This window comes from Bradyrhizobium guangzhouense (assembly GCF_004114955.1).
Classification (GTDB): Bacteria; Pseudomonadota; Alphaproteobacteria; order Rhizobiales; family Xanthobacteraceae; genus Bradyrhizobium; species Bradyrhizobium guangzhouense.
The window spans coordinates 3920100-3936254 of sequence record NZ_CP030053.1 but is presented as its reverse complement, the minus strand read 5'-3'; the positions used below and the strand labels follow the sequence as shown (position 1 = coordinate 3936254).

16 protein-coding genes and 1 tRNA gene are annotated in these 16155 nt (G+C 63.1%); 8 read left to right on the top strand and 9 right to left on the bottom strand.

Annotation, left to right across the window (positions count from 1 at the left end):
* Positions 1-161 precede the first annotated feature (161 nt).
* From epmA to XH91_RS18955, 3 genes are read left to right on the top strand one after another with little or no spacing between them, the layout of a single operon-like run.
* Positions 162-1214 carry an EF-P lysine aminoacylase EpmA gene (gene epmA / locus XH91_RS18965; protein WP_128951974.1) on the top strand — a complete coding sequence of 351 codons (1053 nt, stop codon included), beginning with the start codon at positions 162-164 and terminating at the stop codon, positions 1212-1214.
* Positions 1211-2305, top strand: a complete 1095-nt coding sequence (locus XH91_RS18960) for a lysine-2,3-aminomutase-like protein (protein ID WP_128951973.1) — start codon at positions 1211-1213, stop codon at positions 2303-2305. The genes epmA and XH91_RS18960 overlap by 4 nt, the downstream gene beginning before the upstream one ends.
* A gap of 42 nt (positions 2306-2347) precedes the next feature.
* Positions 2348-2602 (top strand): hypothetical protein, encoded by a 255-nt coding sequence (locus XH91_RS18955; RefSeq protein WP_128951972.1) that lies wholly within the window; start codon positions 2348-2350, stop codon positions 2600-2602.
* A 54-nt stretch (positions 2603-2656) separates the two neighbouring features.
* On the opposite strand, the gene XH91_RS18950 is transcribed toward XH91_RS18955, so the two are convergent.
* The 6 genes from XH91_RS18950 to XH91_RS18920 all read right to left on the bottom strand — a co-directional run bounded on the left by XH91_RS18950 (position 2657) and on the right by XH91_RS18920 (position 8096).
* Positions 2657-3742, bottom strand: coding sequence for a 3-deoxy-7-phosphoheptulonate synthase (locus XH91_RS18950; protein ID WP_128951971.1), 1086 nt, complete (start codon positions 3740-3742; stop codon positions 2657-2659).
* Positions 3743-3977: 235 nt separating this feature from the next.
* Positions 3978-4556: an HdeD family acid-resistance protein gene (locus XH91_RS18945; RefSeq protein WP_128951970.1), complete on the bottom strand. Its 579-nt coding sequence runs from the start codon at positions 4554-4556 to the stop codon at positions 3978-3980.
* Positions 4557-4625: 69 nt separating this feature from the next.
* On the bottom strand, positions 4626-5666 hold the full coding sequence (locus XH91_RS18940) for a PrsW family glutamic-type intramembrane protease (RefSeq protein WP_128951969.1): 1041 nt from the start codon (positions 5664-5666) through the stop codon (positions 4626-4628).
* A 548-nt stretch (positions 5667-6214) separates the two neighbouring features.
* On the bottom strand, positions 6215-6472 hold the full coding sequence (locus XH91_RS18930; protein ID WP_128951967.1) for a hypothetical protein: 258 nt from the start codon (positions 6470-6472) through the stop codon (positions 6215-6217).
* Positions 6473-6585: 113 nt separating this feature from the next.
* Positions 6586-7212: a PilZ domain-containing protein gene (locus XH91_RS18925; protein ID WP_128951966.1), complete on the bottom strand. Its 627-nt coding sequence runs from the start codon at positions 7210-7212 to the stop codon at positions 6586-6588.
* A gap of 218 nt (positions 7213-7430) precedes the next feature.
* The gene (locus tag XH91_RS18920; protein WP_128951965.1) at positions 7431-8096 is read right to left on the bottom strand and encodes a hypothetical protein; all 666 of its coding nucleotides are present in this window, start codon (positions 8094-8096) and stop codon (positions 7431-7433) included.
* 318 nt (positions 8097-8414) lie between these two features.
* On the opposite strand from XH91_RS18920, the gene XH91_RS18915 reads away from it, so the two are divergent.
* Together XH91_RS18915 and XH91_RS18910 are read left to right on the top strand one after the other, a co-directional pair.
* Positions 8415-9860, top strand: coding sequence for a glycosyltransferase (locus XH91_RS18915; protein WP_164933805.1), 1446 nt, complete (start codon positions 8415-8417; stop codon positions 9858-9860).
* Between the two features lie 42 nt (positions 9861-9902).
* Complete coding sequence (locus tag XH91_RS18910; protein ID WP_128951963.1) at positions 9903-11510, top strand: hypothetical protein; 1608 nt, start codon at positions 9903-9905, stop codon at positions 11508-11510.
* A 19-nt stretch (positions 11511-11529) separates the two neighbouring features.
* On the opposite strand, the gene XH91_RS18905 is transcribed toward XH91_RS18910, so the two are convergent.
* Positions 11530-11604: transfer RNA gene (locus XH91_RS18905), tRNA-Glu, on the bottom strand.
* Positions 11605-11831: 227 nt separating this feature from the next.
* Here XH91_RS18905 and XH91_RS18900 point away from each other — a divergent pair.
* Together XH91_RS18900 and XH91_RS18895 are read left to right on the top strand one after the other, a co-directional pair.
* On the top strand, positions 11832-12086 hold the full coding sequence (locus tag XH91_RS18900) for a PilZ domain-containing protein (protein WP_128951962.1): 255 nt from the start codon (positions 11832-11834) through the stop codon (positions 12084-12086).
* A 47-nt stretch (positions 12087-12133) separates the two neighbouring features.
* Complete coding sequence (locus XH91_RS18895; protein ID WP_128951961.1) at positions 12134-12364, top strand: porin; 231 nt, start codon at positions 12134-12136, stop codon at positions 12362-12364.
* Between the two features lie 133 nt (positions 12365-12497).
* Here XH91_RS18895 and XH91_RS18890 read toward each other — a convergent pair whose 3' ends face one another.
* The gene (locus XH91_RS18890; RefSeq protein ID WP_128951960.1) at positions 12498-13136 is read right to left on the bottom strand and encodes a glutathione S-transferase family protein; all 639 of its coding nucleotides are present in this window, start codon (positions 13134-13136) and stop codon (positions 12498-12500) included.
* A gap of 405 nt (positions 13137-13541) precedes the next feature.
* Positions 13542-13994 (bottom strand): VOC family protein, encoded by a 453-nt coding sequence (locus XH91_RS18885; RefSeq protein WP_128951959.1) that lies wholly within the window; start codon positions 13992-13994, stop codon positions 13542-13544.
* A 242-nt stretch (positions 13995-14236) separates the two neighbouring features.
* Here XH91_RS18885 and XH91_RS18880 point away from each other — a divergent pair, with 242 nt between their 5' ends.
* Entirely contained in the window at positions 14237-16084 is a 1848-nt protein-coding gene (locus tag XH91_RS18880) for a tetratricopeptide repeat protein (protein ID WP_128951958.1), read from the top strand.
* The last annotated feature ends 71 nt before the right edge of the window (positions 16085-16155 follow it).

The window sequence follows — 16155 nt, the reverse complement described above, 5'->3', positions numbered from 1 at the left end:
GCTATATTTCCTGCTTGCTTGGCCCGGCTCGGGCCAGGACGTGGTCAAATCGATGGGGGACTTGGGGCCTCAAATCAGACCTCGGCGCCCGTTTCGGGCCGCAACATACGCATTTTGTCGTTGAATGCCAGCATTTTGCTGGCTCGAAGGGCGGTCGGTTAATGGCTGGGGACAAGCCGATTTCGCCGTTCTGGACCCCTTCTCGGCACCTCGACCGGCGGCCGTTTCTTCAGGCCAGGGCGGCCATTACCGGGGCGATCAGGAGCTTTTTCGTCGAGCAGGGCTTTGTGGAGGTCGAAACCTCCGTCCTCCAGGTCTCCCCGGGCAATGAGACCCATCTGCATGCCCCCCGGACCGAGATCATACGGCCCGATGGCCGCCGGGCCAGCCGGTATTTGCGGACTTCACCCGAATTTGCCTGCAAGAAGCTGCTGGCGGCCGGTGAGGAGCGGATTTTCGAATTCGCCCGGGTGTTCCGCGACCGCGAGCGCGGCGACCTGCATCTGCCCGAATTCACCATGCTGGAATGGTACCGGGCGGGGGCACCCTATGATGCCATCATGGCCGATACGGTCGTGGTCATCGCCACGGCCGCGCAGGCGACCGGAATCGGGACCTTCGCCTTCCGGGGGCGGACCGCCGACCCCTTCGCCGAGCCGGAGCTGCTGACCGTCGCGGGGGCGTTCGAACGCTTCGCTGGAATCGACCTGCTGTCGACAATCTCGGGTAACGGGGGTAACCGGTCCGCGCTCGCCGAGGCGTCCGCTGGAAAGATCCGGGTCGCCGAGGACGACACCTGGTCGGACATCTTCAGCAAGGTCCTGGTCGAACATGTCGAGCCGCAGCTGGGGCAGGGGCGTTTGACCATTCTGTTCGAATACCCATCTCCAGAGGCGGCGCTGGCGCGGGTGAACACGGACGATCCACGGGTCGCAGAGCGATTCGAGGTCTACGCCTGCGGTGTCGAGCTCGCCAACGGGTTTGGCGAATTGACCGACGCTGAAGAGCAGCGCAAGCGCTTCACGGCGTCGATGGCAGAGAAGCAGCGTCGGTACGGCGAGGCCTATCCGATTGACGAGGATTTTCTGGCCGCGGTCTCTGCAATGCCGGAAGCCAGCGGTGTCGCGCTCGGGTTCGACCGGCTGGTGATGCTGGCAAGCGGTGCAACACGGATTGATCAGGTGGTGTGGACACCGCCTGCGGATGAGAGATGACGAAGACCAATCTTGCACAGACATTGCGCCAGCCGGCCGAGCTCGTGGCTGCGGACCTCGCGCCTGCCGCGGCGCTGCCCGCGCTCGAACGCGTCGCCGCGCGTTATGCGGTTGCGATCACGCCGGCGCTGGTCGAGCTGATCGACCCCGCCGATGCCGATGACCCGATCGCGCGGCAATTCGTTCCGACCGCCGCAGAGCTTCAGATGCAGCCGGGCGAGAACGCCGACCCGATCGGCGATCACCCGCATTCGCCCGTATCGGGCATCGTGCATCGTTATCCCGATCGCGTGCTGTTCAAGCTCGTCCATGTCTGTGCCGTCTATTGCCGCTTCTGCTTCCGCCGGGAGATGGTGGGCCCCGGCAAGGAGAACGCGCTTCCGGATAGCGCCTATCGTGCTGCGATCGATTACATCCGAACGCATAGCGAGATCTGGGAAGTCATCCTGACCGGCGGCGATCCCTTGATGTTGTCGCCGCGCCGCATGAGCGAGATCATGGCCGATCTGGCCGGCATCGATCACGTCAAGATCATCCGTCTTCACACCCGCGTGCCGGTGGCCGACCCTGCGCGTATCAGCGATGAGATGGTCGCAGCGCTTAAGGTCGAGGGCGCGACCACCTGGGTCGCGCTGCATGCCAACCATGCACGCGAGCTGACGGATACGGCCCGCGCCGCCTGCGCGCGGCTGATCGATGCCGGGATTCCCATGGTGAGCCAGTCCGTGCTTTTGCGCGGCGTCAATGACAACATCGCCGCTTTGTCGGATTTGATGCGTGCTTTCGTCGAATGCCGGATCAAGCCCTATTACCTGCATCACGGCGATCTAGCCCCGGGCACCGCGCATCTGCGGACGACGCTCGCGATCGGGCAGGACTTGATGCGGCAGTTGCGCGGACGGGTGTCAGGGCTGTGCCAACCGGACTACGTCATCGACATTCCCGGGGGCGTCGGCAAGTCGCCAGTCGGACCTAATTATGTGTTGGCTGCGCAAAATACCGCAGGCGATGCGGGTGATGCGGTGACGGAAACGCGCTATCGTATCGTCGACTATTGCGGCGATGTTCATCTTTATCCGCCCGAGACGTGAGCAGTCAGGGGGGACGGCGGTTCGAGGAATGGAGAAACGGATATGAAGAAGATCATGCTGGCAGCATCGCTCGTGGTCTTGCTTGGCGGTGCGGCGATTGCCCAACCCGCCACCAAGGGGGCGACGTCAGGTGGAGCAAGCTCGGGATCGCTGCCGCAGGCACCCGTCGGCCACCGCCAGCCCCGGGCCGGCGACGTTCCGAACGAAAAGAATATCAGCAGCGATCCCAACGATCCCCTGAGCAAGGAAAACCTTGCGCTCGACAAGAAGATCAAGAGCATCTGCCGCGGCTGCTAATAGCAAGAGCGGGCAGGGCGCGAACAGCATCGTCCCGCCCGCTCTTGGCCCTGATTACGCGGAGCGCTCGTGCAGTCCGGCGCGCGCAGTGTTGCGGCGGATCTCGACCGCATCAGCGAGTTGCTCGAGCACGGTGGCTGTGGTGGCCCAATCAATGCACCCGTCAGTGATGCTCTGGCCGTAAGTTAGCGGCTTGCCGGGCACTACGTCCTGGCGGCCGGCGACGAGATTGCTCTCGATCATCACGCCCATGATGCGCTTCTCGCCGCCCGAGATCTGGCCGGCGATATCGGCCATCACCAGGGGCTGGTTCTCCGGCTTCTTGTTCGAATTGGCGTGGCTCGCATCCACCATCACCAGCGGCGCGACACCGGACTTCGCCAGATCGTTGCAGGCCGCCGCGACGCTTGCCGCGTCGTAGTTGGGCTTGGCTCCGCCGCGCAGGATGATGTGGCAGTCCTCGTTGCCCGCGGTCGAGGCGATCGCGGAACGGCCGAGCTTCGTCACCGCCATGAAGTGATGCGGATGCGAGGCCGACTTCACCGCGTCCGCGGCGATCCGCACGTTGCCGTCGGTGCCGTTCTTGAAGCCGACGGGGCAGGAGAGTCCGGAGGCCAGCTCGCGATGGATCTGGCTCTCGGTCGTGCGCGCGCCGATCGCAGCCCAGGAGACGAGATCGGCGATGTATTGCGGCGTCGTCATGTCCAGGAATTCTGCGCCGGCGGGCAGGCCGAGATTGTTGATGGCCGACAGCACGTTGCGCGCAAGCCGCAGGCCCTTGTTGATGTCGAAGCTGCCGTCGAGATCCGGGTCGTTGATCAGGCCTTTCCAACCGACTGTCGTCCGCGGTTTCTCGAAATAGACCCGCATCACGATCTCGAGCTGGTCGGCAAGGTCTTCGCGCAAGCGCGCGAGGCGCTCGGCGTAGTCGAGCGCGGCCTTGGGATCATGCACCGAGCAAGGGCCGACGACGACCAGCAGCCGGTCGTCCTGGCCGTTGAGGATGGCGTGGATGGCGTTGCGCGCAGCCATCACCACACGGGTCGCCGTGAGCGTGCGCGGGACTTCCCGCATCACGTCTTCAGGCGTGCTCAGCTCTTTCAGTTCGCGGATACGAAGATCGTCGGTCGTGCTCAGCACGGCGGGCTCCTGTCTGTTTCGAGAACCTGCCGGCCAATAAAAAAGCCGCCAGGTCTGGCGGCTGTTCGGACTTTTGCTTCAATATCTTAGATTGAGCGCGATCCTCCTGCCGCCAGCAAGCTGTCGTAGCTAAAGTACCAAAAATAGCTGGTGGCGACGGTGATCATGGGCCGTCATATAGCGCGCCAGCGGCGGGTTGTCACCCCCCAATCGGCGCGCGCGTGCGCGACGTCCCTCAACTGTTGCTTTTGCGCGCCGCCAACGCCATGCCGATCAGGGTGGAGCCGCCGAACAAAAGATTGATGCCGACGAGCACGCCGATGGCCCACTCCGCCGAGCTCGGCAATCCCGTGATCACCATGAATGCGATCGCGATGTCGACGGGGCCCGAGATCAGCAGCCAAGACCAGCGCCCGCTCAGCTCGCGGCGGTGCTCCAGCGCGTACATGATGGTGGTGACGCCTTCGGCGAGGAAATAGGCGCCGAGCACGATGGTCAGCGTCAGCACGGCCTGCATCGGGCGCGCCAGCAGCAGCATGCCCGCGAGTACGGCGAGCGCTGCGGAGATCAACGACCACCAGAAGCCCGGCATGGCGCGCGCCCAATAGGTCACGATCAAGCCGCCGATGCCGCTGATCAGGAACATCCATCCGAGGAAGATCGTGATGGCAAGGCTCGCGAGCGGCGGCAGGATCAGCGCAGCGATGCCGAGGACGGCGAGCAAAATGCCTTCGAACAGAAAGGCCTTCCAATGAGCCTTTACCGCCTTGCTCATCGCGGATTGCAACCGTGAAAATTCCTCAGGCGATGTCATCGGCAAGCTCCAGATCGAAAGATGTGTGCTCAATCTAGTACGCACCCGCCAGGCTTGCCATGCGGTGGATCAACCACCACCGTGCGCAGACGAAAAACCGTCGCCGGTCGTGCGGATGCGGTTGCGGCCGAGCACGTAAATCGCAGTGGTGACGACCAACAGCGCAAGCCCCAGCAGGATCGAGACGAAGCCGATCGGGATCAGCGCCAGCGTCAAATTGCGCTCGGGGTTGATGAGCCAGTGGTGGATCGAGGTCAGCACGAAGGCGAGGCCGAGGAAGCCAACGCCGCCGCCGGCCAGCCACAGCGCCCACATCCGGCGCAGCTGACTGAGGCGTTCCCGCGCGATATCGGTGCGGGGCGCGTGATGGCGCGCGACGCGGCGCACGAGGCGCATCGCGAAGGCAATCGAGCTGAAGCCGATCAGCAGGCTCGCGCCGCCGAGCCACATTCGCAAGGTCGGATCGAGGTCCGGCATGCGCTGAAGCGTGAGCAGCGGGAAGTCGAAGGCCGAATGCAGTGCCAGCGGGCCGGCGAAGATCAGCAGGCGGCTGGAGAGGCGGGCCCAATCGCGGTGATGGCGGTTTGCGCCCAGCGCCGTGCCGGCACGCGCGATCGTCAAATAAGCGCCGGCGATGATGCCGAGGGCGCCGTGGAACGGCACGGTGAGAACGCTGCGCAGCGCCGCCAGCGATCGCCACATCTCGGCGTGCTGGACCAGATAAGCGAGGTTTTCGTAGGCCGCGAAGCCAAGGCCGACGGCGGCGCCATAGACCACGGTATCCATGGGATTGGCGAAGGTCCGCCGCTTGGTCGAGGAGACAAGCACGATCGCGATCACCTTTACGGCCTCCTCGGGCAGCGCGACGCCGAAGACCGAATGCATGGCGAGCGCCGCCCAGGGATTGTCGGGCGCGGCAACCATCTTGGCGAAGGGGGCCCGGGCGAGGCCGAGAAGCGAAATACTGGCTGCGCCGAGCACGAACGCCGTCCACACCTGGGCCGGCGGTCCAGGGCGTTCCTCCGCGGCAATCACAAGCCACAGCATTAGCAGCGCCGGTGCGATGGCGGCTGTTCCGATGACGGTGGGTAACGATTCAATCAGGTACATCGGCGTCGAAAATAGGTTCCCTTGGCCGGCTGATCCACTTGCACCAGTGCGACCATCTGTCATGCGCTGGCTGTCCCGTCGCTTAACAAGCTCGACAGCTGGCGTTCATCAGGACCGCTACGTGTAGAACACCAGCGCGGTCAATTGCATGACACGACCGTCCTGCTGTCGATGGTAACAGTCCCGCGTTTGTTCTTGGACCGGAATTGCTAAGTCAGATCAAGTTGGTGCGTCAGTTTCTTCACGATGCACGTCCGCGGACAGCGAGTCCAGAGGCGCGCGGCCGCGCCCGGGCAACGCGCGTACCTAGTCCCGCTTGGTTGCGCGTTGGCGCGGCGGTGACGCAATTCGGCGAGCTCGGATCTGCTCCAACTCCCAGAGGGCGCGTACGAGGCACGTGCCAAGGCAGGAGACGAGAAGGAACAGCAGGAAGGCCTGGTCGACGGCTGGGATCTGCATCATGACAATCATTAAGCAATGCGCATGCCATGCGTTCCCGTTTTCCTCTGCGCTTGGCGCATAGGCGGTCAGGCCGTCGTTTCCGACGCTCAATGCGTGGTGATCGGCGATGAGGCGTCGGGCGCAACATCGAAGGCGCCGAGATGGAATTCCCCGGCGATGGTCCCGTCCGGCTCGGAGCCGTGTGCGAGCAGCGTGAACGCGGCTTGCGGGTATTGTTTCCAGATATCCAGATCACCGGCCGTAATCGTCAACCAGCCGAATGTGTACATGTAGCGTCCGGGCGCGGTCACCCGTCCGACCCGGTCCCAAGTGATCTTGTCAACTGTGATCTTGTCGACTGCCATCCGGTCCCCCGATCGCAAGCCTGCAAAATGACGTCCAGCACGCCGGACCGTCGAAGGCTGATCCTGCATTGGGGCCGGGATAGGGCAGCCGCAGGAGGCCGAGCCGGGCGACGTCAAGCTGGCTGCGGCACGCTCTGGCGCACCAGCAGACGGACGAGGTCGTCGCGTTGCTGCTTCTCGGCGAACTTCACCGCAAAGCCATTGTCGAACTTGCGGATGACGCGCCCGACGCAGGCGCCGACTGCAAGCGGAGTGCCTATCGGCGGGTCGTATTCGCAGGAGATCGCGACGCCGGCGGTTGAGACGTCGATGATGAAGCAGGAATGGCTGCTGCCGTCGGCGAGCGTCAGAACGGTGTGGGAGGCCTGCGGAACGAAACGCGCGTCGCGCCGCAGCTCCTGGATGCTCTCGTCCCTCTGCTTCTTCTCGAGCCAGGTCAGCTTTTCCGACATCCAGGCGCGACGCGACCGCGTCATCTCGAGCTCCATCAGGAAGCCCGACTTGAGCGTTGCGCTGATGGTGCACTGGAATTCGCCGAAATCCTGGAAGTAGGAGGTCACGCGCTCGCCGATCTTGCCGACGACCGGCACGTCCACGATCATACGGAAAGGCGATACCCGCTTGGTGCGGCAGGCGAAGTTTCGCAGCTTGCCCTCGCAATCGTACCAGCGATGCAGCGAATAGCTGCCGTTCACCGTTACGTCCACTGCACGCTGCCTGAGGAACTCTGCGACGGACATGGGCGCCAAAATGATGTTTCGGATTGTTTCCGTAATTCCACGGTAGCAATCAAATTCTAAGCAAATGATACCAGAGCTCAGGAGCAGGGGTAAATTTCCGGTAAACGGGCGGGTCGGCTGTGTGCCGGGCGCGGCGGCAAAACGTCCCGATTATTAGGCGCACACGTTCACAACCACGTCATTGCGACTGCTTCGGCAGTTCAGAACTAAGGTGGCCGTCAGACGCTACCGAACAAGATCACCAGTACGAGCGCGCCGATCGCGATCAGGAATTTGATCGTCGTAAAGGTCAGGTTATCGAGCCGGAGATCCCATCCGAACCACAGCGTTGCACATCGCATCGCCAGCGATCCGAGCGCTTCGACGGCGGCGAGCGCAAGCGCGATGCCGGCGATGAAGCCCCAAGACTGCGACGGTGGCAGGAACGGCGCGAGCCAGACAGGGGCGGGAGCTCGCAAAGATGCGAGCAGGGCGATCCATCCGAACCATGACGCGAAGCCTTTGATGAGCTCGGGTCCAACCGCATTCGGCTTGAACTGGACGCCGACCGCCGCGAAGGCGCTTTCGATGCGCTCGTCGTCGGTCAGGAACAGAAACGCGCCGAGATAGAGAGGGATGCGCGACATGCACAGAACGGCGATCGCGCCGAACAGGACGATGTAGCCGAAGAGATCACCGAGGATGTCCAGGCCGCTCTTTCGCGGCGGCACCGGTGAGGCAGTCGGCTGGTGTTGCGGCACCGATCTGGCGCGCGCCATGTGCTCCAGCATTTTGGCGCGTCGGTCCGGCGAATAGGACGCCGAAGGATGCATCCACGCCGGCGGCGTGGTCGTCGGGGTGCCGGCGCCGGGCTGGCCATCCAAGGTCGATTTGCGCTGTTCCATGGGCCTAACCAGGTCCTTCAATCCGTGGGGCATCCCGGCGGGCGATAAAATCCCTCCAGACCTTGGTCGGAGGCAAGGGGCGGGAAGGTTCATGCCCGGATGGCGGATCTTATGAGCCCGATACCTGCCTCTCGCGTCATCCCTCGACGGGCATCTTCCTGTTGATCTCGCCCCCCAGTTGCGCTTGTGTACCGAGAGGTCTGGGGGGACCATATTGATGGCTATTTTCGTGATTGCTGCGTGTTTCGCAGCAGCGTTTGGTTTTGCAGTTGGTTTCAGTTCGGGCGGGCTCAAGCAGGCCCACGTCTTGCCATGGACATGACCGTGACGTCCGGCTGCCTGTCTTCGCGGAAAGCTGGCATTCTCGACCAAGCCGACCGCCTTGCCACCGACCGCGTCGCATGGCGCGAGAAGAACAGCTTTTTCCACCAGGAGGATGAGCGCTATCTTCGGTTTCTGATTCCGGCAGGGAGTCGCGTCCTCGACATCGGCTGCGGCGTCGGCGATACGCTCGCGAGCCTCGCGCCATCACATGGGGTTGGACTGGATTTTTGCCGCAAGCAAATTGCAATCGCGCGGCAGCGCCACCCTGATCTCACCTTCGTCGAAGGCGATGCCGAGGACCCCGCGACGCTCGATGCGCTGCAGGGCCCGTTCGACTACATCCTCGTCCTCGACACGATCGGCTCGCTGGAGGATTGCCAGAAATTCATCGCCCAGCTGCATCCGCTCTGCACCCGGGACACGCGGCTGGTGATCGGTTACTTCTCGCATCTCTGGTACCCGGTGCTCAAATTCGCCGAGTTCGTCGGCCTGCGGATGCCGCAACCCGAGCAGAACGTGCTGTCGCCGCCCGATTTGCGCGACCTTGCCAGGCTTGCGGATTTCGATCCGGTGAAGTCGGAGCAGCGGGTGCTCTCGCCAGTCCGGATATTCGGGCTTGGGCGCTTCCTCAATCGTTTCGTCAGCGTGCTGCCGGGGATCCGCCAGTTGGCCTTGCGGCACTATATGGTGGCGCGCTCCAGCCGCAAGGCGAGGGAAGAATTCGCCTCGGCTACCGTCGTCGTTCCGGCGCGCAACGAGCGTGGCAACATCGAGCCTGCGGTCCAACGCATTCCCGACTTTTGCAGCGATATCGAGATCATCTTCGTCGAAGGCCACAGTCAGGACGGCACTTTCGAGGAGATGGAGCGGGTGAAGCGGGCGTATCCATCCAAGGACATCAAGGTGATGCGTCAGCCCGGCAAGGGCAAGGCCGACGCCGTCTTCACCGCCTTCGACGCCGCGCGCGGCGACGTGCTGATGATCCTCGATGCCGACCTGACCATGCCGCCGGAGCAGATTCCGAAATTCGCCGAGGCGCTGCTGTCGGGCAAGGGCGAGTTCATCAACGGATCGCGCCTGGTCTATCCCATGGATGACGGCGCGATGCGGTTTCTCAATCTGATCGCCAACAAGATCTTTTCCTATCTGTTCTCCTGGCTGCTCAATCAGCGCTATACCGACACGCTGTGCGGCACCAAGGTTTTGCGCCGCAGCGACTATCAGCGCCTGAAGGCCGGCAAGGCCTATTTCGGCGATTTCGATCCGTTCGGCGATTTCGACCTGATCTTTGGCGCATCGAAGCTCAATCTGAAATCGGTCGATCTGCCGATCCGCTACGCCGCACGCACCTATGGCGAGACCCAGATCTCGAGGTTTCGACATGGCTGGATGTTGCTGAAGATGGTGGCTTTCGCCTTCCTCAAGATCAAGGCGATCTAGGCCGCGACGATGTCAGGGGATTGCAGCTTTCCCGATGCACGCATGAGCGGGAGGATCAGAACTCCTCTGATCCTCGTCGTCCCGTCATTGTATCTGGCGGCGACGTTGCTCTATTCGGCCTGGCAGGCGGTGTGGGGTGTCCAGGTCGATCCGGAGTCGGCGTACACCATGAACGGGCTCGTGGCCGCCGCCGGATATGGCTCGTTGAAGTTCGATCATCCGGGAACGACCACGACGCTTCTCGTCGAACTGGTCGTCAGAGGCTGGGCCTTGCTCGCCCGCGCCGACGATATCGTCGCGTTCGGGCTCAAGCACTACGATGCGATCACCTATGCGGCGCGGACGGGCGAAGCGCTGGCTCTCACCGGCGCGTTGCTGGCGGGCGGTGTCATCGTCGGCCGCACCACGCGAAGCGCGATCGCCGCGATGCTGTTCCAGGCCGGCGCGTTCGTCCATCCCGATGCGTTCCACTACCAGACGGTGCTCGCGCCGGAGAGCCTCATGGTCGCCATTGCCCTGTTCGGCATGGCGATCGTGGTCAAGGCGACGCTCGACGAGCATGCGCCGGAGACAGGTCTCGGTGTTGCGTCCGGATTGATCTTCGCGCTCGGGTTCTCGACCAAATATCTCTATCTGCCGCAGGCGCTGTTCGCCGTGTGCCTGCTCAGGAACCGGCGCGCGTTCGCCGCCGCCCTGCTCACCGGGGCGATCGGTTTCGTTGCCTTCAGCCTGATCTTCAATCCGGGAACGATCACGCGCGGTTTCGGGTGGCTCGTGCAGATCGCCACCCACAAGGGCTATTACGGCGAAGGCGAGCCCGGATTCATCGACTTCAAGACCTTCTGGTCCAACATGCGCGAGATCGCTGTATCGGCGCCGCTCGTGCTTGGCGTCTACGTTGCGGCCGCATTGGTGGCGCTGGCGTCGTGGATCAGAAACCGGACATGGCGGGAGCCGGTCAAGCTGTCGCTCAGCGCTGCCGTGCTGATCTTTGCCGCCCATCTGGTGGCGACTTCGAAGCATTTTGCTCTGCATTACATGATGGCGCCCTGGGTCCTGACCGGCGGCGTGCTCGTCCTGGTCGTGGTGCAGATCAAGCGTCTCGTCCCGGCCATCCCGGCGGCCGCACTGAGCCTCGTGGCCGGCGGCCTGTGTGTTGCCATGGGCGCGAGCACGCTGATCGACGCCCGCGCTGCGGCGCTGCAATCGTCTGCCCTGAATGCGATCGGGGCCAGGCTCTCGAAGGCCGTGGTGATGGCTGGACCCGCCTGCGCCAACGTCTCCGGCATGTTCACGCGCGCGCCGGAGGACGACATGAACCACGGCTGGGACATGACGCTGCAGCTGTGGGGCGACCAGCCGATGCGGGAGCGGTTCTCCACCGGCTATGCCAGGGCCTTCACGGTGCCGCTGCTGGACCACAACACCTACACGCACGTGCTGAAGAACGACTTTCGTCCGTATAGCTACGAGAAGCTGGCGGCCGATTATCCCTGCCTCATCGTCCGTTCCGCGGTGGAGCTCGACACCGAGAATGCGATCGGGCTGCTGGCCCTGAAGCCGGACCATTGCGTGATCGAGGGGATCCACGTCTACGCGGTCGGGCTCGCCTGCGCCAAGGTGCAGGGCGCGTTCGCGGCGGCAAGGTGAGGGGGATTGCGGCTTGCTGTGGCGCTCCCTAGCGGAATCGAACCGCTCTCTCCACCGTGAAAGGGTGGCGTCCTAACCGATAGACGAAGGGAGCAAACGCAAGGCCACGTCGCACCTGGCGACAGGCCCGCTGGCCGCCCGAGTCGGGCCCGGCGGCTTGCAGCGGGCGAACGTATAGTGGCCTTTGCGCTCCCGGGCAAGCCGTTCCGGCAGGGTCTTTGGCCGGCGGTGGATAGCCGGCCCCGGGCTGGTTCGGGCGGCGATTTCAACGGTTTTTTAGGGTTCCCTGGGCTAGCGCTGGGGCGGGAGATCTTTTCGCCGATGCCTCAGCCCAAGAAGCGCGCAGCCCGCAAGCTGCTGTCGCAGCACGCCTGGATCACGCTCGACGGCGGATTCGCGGCGCGGCATTGCCTGGTCCAGGACATCTCGGCCTCGGGCGCCAGGATCACGCTGGACGAGGATGCGAGCCAGCTTCCGGGCGTGATCCGGATGGCCTTTGCGCGGGACGCGCGGACCGGGCGGAGCTGCCAGGTGGTCTGGCGCCGCGGCAAGTCGGCGGGCATCAGGTTCCTCTAAACCCGCCCCGGATGGCGCCCGGTCGCCCGCCACGCTACAAGGGCCGCATGCGTGCCCTTCTCATCCTCGTCTCGCTCGCGATCACTACCGCCGCCGCGGCCGAGCCCCTGCGCCTGCCGCCCACCGATCCCTCGGCCAAGACCCTGCCGCTGAAGGGCGCCGGCGGGACGGCCAAGGCCAATGCCTGCGCCGCCTATGGCCTGGGCTTCACCATGGTCGGGGGGACCTGCGTCAAGATCAGCGGGACGGCCCGCGTCGACACCGCGGTCGGGCGCTGAGGGCTGGCACCAGGCCCCCTTCGAGCCAAAACGCGAAAACAACCCCATGCACAGTAGAAACCCGGCGCGGGCATTTTTGCGCGCCGACGGCAATTTGGCTTGCGCTCACCGTGCCTTAAGCCGCGCCGGCGGCTCACGACATCGGCGGGGCCACATGCTCGGCAAATCCCGCCCGCTTGCCGAGCGCGGCGAGCCAGCGCGTCAGGTGCGGCTGCGCCGGGCGGGTGATGCCCTCGACCCCGAGCCAGCGCCGCGCATAACAACCGATCGCGATGTCGGCGAGCGTGAACGCATCGCCCTCCATGAACGGCCGCGAGGCGAGGTGGTGATCGGCGATCGCCCAGACCTCGGCGGCGGCATCGGCATCCTTCTGCGCCTTGACCATGTCGCGCTCGGCGGGCGGCGTGCGCACGATGCCCCAGAACACCGGGCGGTCGACCGGCTGCACCATCGACAGCGTCCAGTCGAGCCAGCGGTCGACGCCGGCGCGTTGTCGCGGCGCCTCCGGATAGATTGGCGTGCCGCGCCCATGCGCCATGCAGAGATAGCGCATGATCGAATTGGACTCCCACAGCGCGAAGTCGCCCTCGACCAGCGTCGGCACCCGCGCATTGGGGTTCATGGCGAGATAGCCGGGCTCGCGGGTCTTGCCATAGGCCATGCCGGCATCGATGCGCTGATAGGGCAGCGCGAGCTCCGTCAGGCACCACAGCACCTTCTGCACGTTGACCGAATTGGCGCGGCCCCAGATCGTCAGCTGTGTGTCCGGCATGAGGCCTCTCCCGCGAGTTTATTTATCGCGGGTGATAGCCGAATTCGCCGCACGCAGCGACGTTGTTTGCCGCGCGCCTCTCATGCAAAAAGCTCCGCCCGGAGGAGCGGAGCTTCATTGCCGGATAGCCGATCCGCGACAAACGCGAGATGCGTTTGCGCAGGAGACAAACGCAAGATGCGTTTGCTCCGGAGCGACAAACGCTAAGCGCGTTTGCGCTTGAGACAAACGCAAAATGCGTTTGCTCAGGAATCAGCGGCCGAAGAACAGCCACAACAGAATGATCACCGGGATCGGCACACCCAGCAGCCACAGCAAAATTCCGCGTCCCATCGCGTTCTCCTCCATCAGCATTTGTCCTGGGAGTGAACGCTCCGAAGCGGCGCTGGTTCCTGCTGTCAGGTCTTACCAATGACCGGTATTCGGCATCGAGGCCCACGGCTCGGCCGGTGCCTTCGGCTCGCCCTTCTGCAGGATTTCGATCGAGTGCAGATCGGGCGAGCGGACGAAGGCCATGTTGCCGTCGCGCGGCGGCCGGTTGATGGTGACGCCGGCCTTCTGCAGCTTCGCGCAGGTTTCGTAGATGTCGTCGACCTCATAGGCGAGATGGCCGAAGAAGCGGTCCTCGCCATACTTCTCCTCGTCCCAGTTGTAAGTGAGCTCGACCAGCGGCGCGCCGCGCGTCTGCGGCTGCTGCTTCAGCGCCTCGAGATCGTCCGACGAGCACAGGAACACCAGCGTGAACCGCCCCTTGTCGTTGTCGATCCGCCGCACCTCCTTCAGCCCCAGCGCATCCTGGTAAAACTTCAGCGCGACATCGAGATTGCGCACGCGCAGCATGGTGTGGAGATAACGCATGGTTGTTGCTCCCTTTGGGTCGGAGGGTTTTGCTTTGGGCCGGAACGGCGGGGGAGAGATAGCAGGAAAGTGGGGGGAGGGGCAGGGGGCGGTGCCGAATGGTCAGACTCAGGGAAGAGCAAAAAGGCAATTCGTGTTTGATTGTATCAAAACAACTTGACGGTGTTGCGGCCTCAAGGCTCAATTGAGTTTTTCTAGCGATCCTAGACGGCAGAAGCTTCTGCCGGAAAGTGCGGGATCAGATGGCCGATGACAAATTGATCGACATTCTCATCAGAGAGTCCGCGGGCCCGCTGGATGTGAGCAAGGTGCTCCTTGCTGGCACCCTTCTCATTGCGGGGTTCTACGCCCTATTTCGCTTCTTCATCGAAGCCAGGATCAAGGCTACATTTGATCGGGAGCTTGAGCGAACAAAAGCGCTGCTTGACCTCCAGAAGCAACAGCTCATGAAGGATTTCGGTCTTTTCGCCGAAAGGAAGCACGAGCTAAACAGGGAAGTCTACATCCAACTCAGGGCGGCATACCGAAGTCTCAATAAGGCGATCCGTGCGGCGTACGAGCATGTCGACACGAATGTGCTTAGCCCGACCGGACTGGACGAATATCTTGCTGGCTTGGACGTTTCACTCCTTGATCGCAAGGAACTGGTCCAACTCCAGGAGATTGCCCCGGATGTCGTCCGTATGGAAATAATCCGCAGGACGCCGCGGTTTCGGCGCGAGCGTGCGGAACGAGACATGCGCATTGCGACCGAGGCGGTCTTTACGAATGAGCTTTTCCTTGATGGTCCGGTCGTCGCTGCTTGCAACGCTGTGGTCAGCCTTGCCAAACAGTGTGTTCCTGCGTTCGATCTGGAGAAGCGGGAGCCGTGCCCAGCCCTCGATCAGATACCCGCGGCCCTATCGCGGGTCCGAGCGGCCATGCGGCTCAGCCTTCTCGGTGAGAAGGACGCACTCGACGAAAATGGAGGATATGCGGAAGACCCCGATGACGCATTCGTATCTTACATGCGCAACATGGAGCCGCCAACGATCGGAGGCTTCGTCGATTTTGAGGACGATTTGGCCCGGCTCGTTTCGCGAGGTTCTGTCCCCGAGGTCCGAACCAACATCGAGCGAACTCGAAAAGTGTTGCTTGCAGCCGCTGGAGCCGAAGCGGTCACTTCGGAACAGAAACTGGCAAAGGCACGAGCGCTCGTCGAACTTGGTCGGATTGACGAGGCGGTCGCCCTAGCGAATCTAATGCTGAAGGACGACTCAGGTGACACTCGCGCGTTGCCAGTTATTTGCGAGGGCCGGCTCCGCAAGGGAGAGAACCTCAAGGCGCTCGAGGTGATTGACCGTTATGTCGCTGCCCATCCGACCGACGCGGAAGGATGGTACATGCGCGGCCGCGCCAACTGGGGAGGATTTTCAGATAGCGCTGAAGATTTCAGAACGGCGCTCAAGTACCAGCCTGACCACCACAAGGCGCGAGCGGCTCTCGCGAATGTATATTTGCGGCGAGGTAATACGAGTGGTGCCATACAGGAAGCTGACCAATGTCTCGCCGAGGCTCCCCATGATCTCACGGGGCAGATTGTTCGTCTGGAACTTCTCGCCGAAATGCACCGATGGGCCCGTTTACCAGTCGTGTGCGATCAGGTTCTCGTTATACATCCCCGGCAACCGCTCGCCATAAAGCTGAAGGGTGACGCGCTGAACATACTCGGGCGCCCTGTAGACGCCGCAAGCTTTGCCGACGGCATTTTGAGCCAAACGCCGGACTTCCCAGAGGCGCTTGCGGTCAGGGCTCGGGCCAGTTTCAATCGCGCAGAGTTCGAGCCTGCTCTTTCCGACGCCAATGCGGCGCTTGCACGTGGCCCCGGCAATGCAGACGCGAAGCTCGTTCGCGCCGAAGCGTTGTTCGCGCTGAAGCGATGGGACGAGGCGATTGCAGCAGCAACGGAGGCGTATCCGTTCGCCAAAGCGTTCTCCCGCGAAGCGGGTACAATTCTGAACCTCCTGCAGGTCAGTCAGAGAGCCAAAATCACAGTGGCAGCTGATGCTGCTACCAAATCCTCACCGGAAACTGCCAAAGAATTGCAGTGAAAGTGCACTAAATTGTTGCTCCAGCCTAGCACTGGCCGGAGCCGTAATAGGCGGCCGTCATGAATGAATTT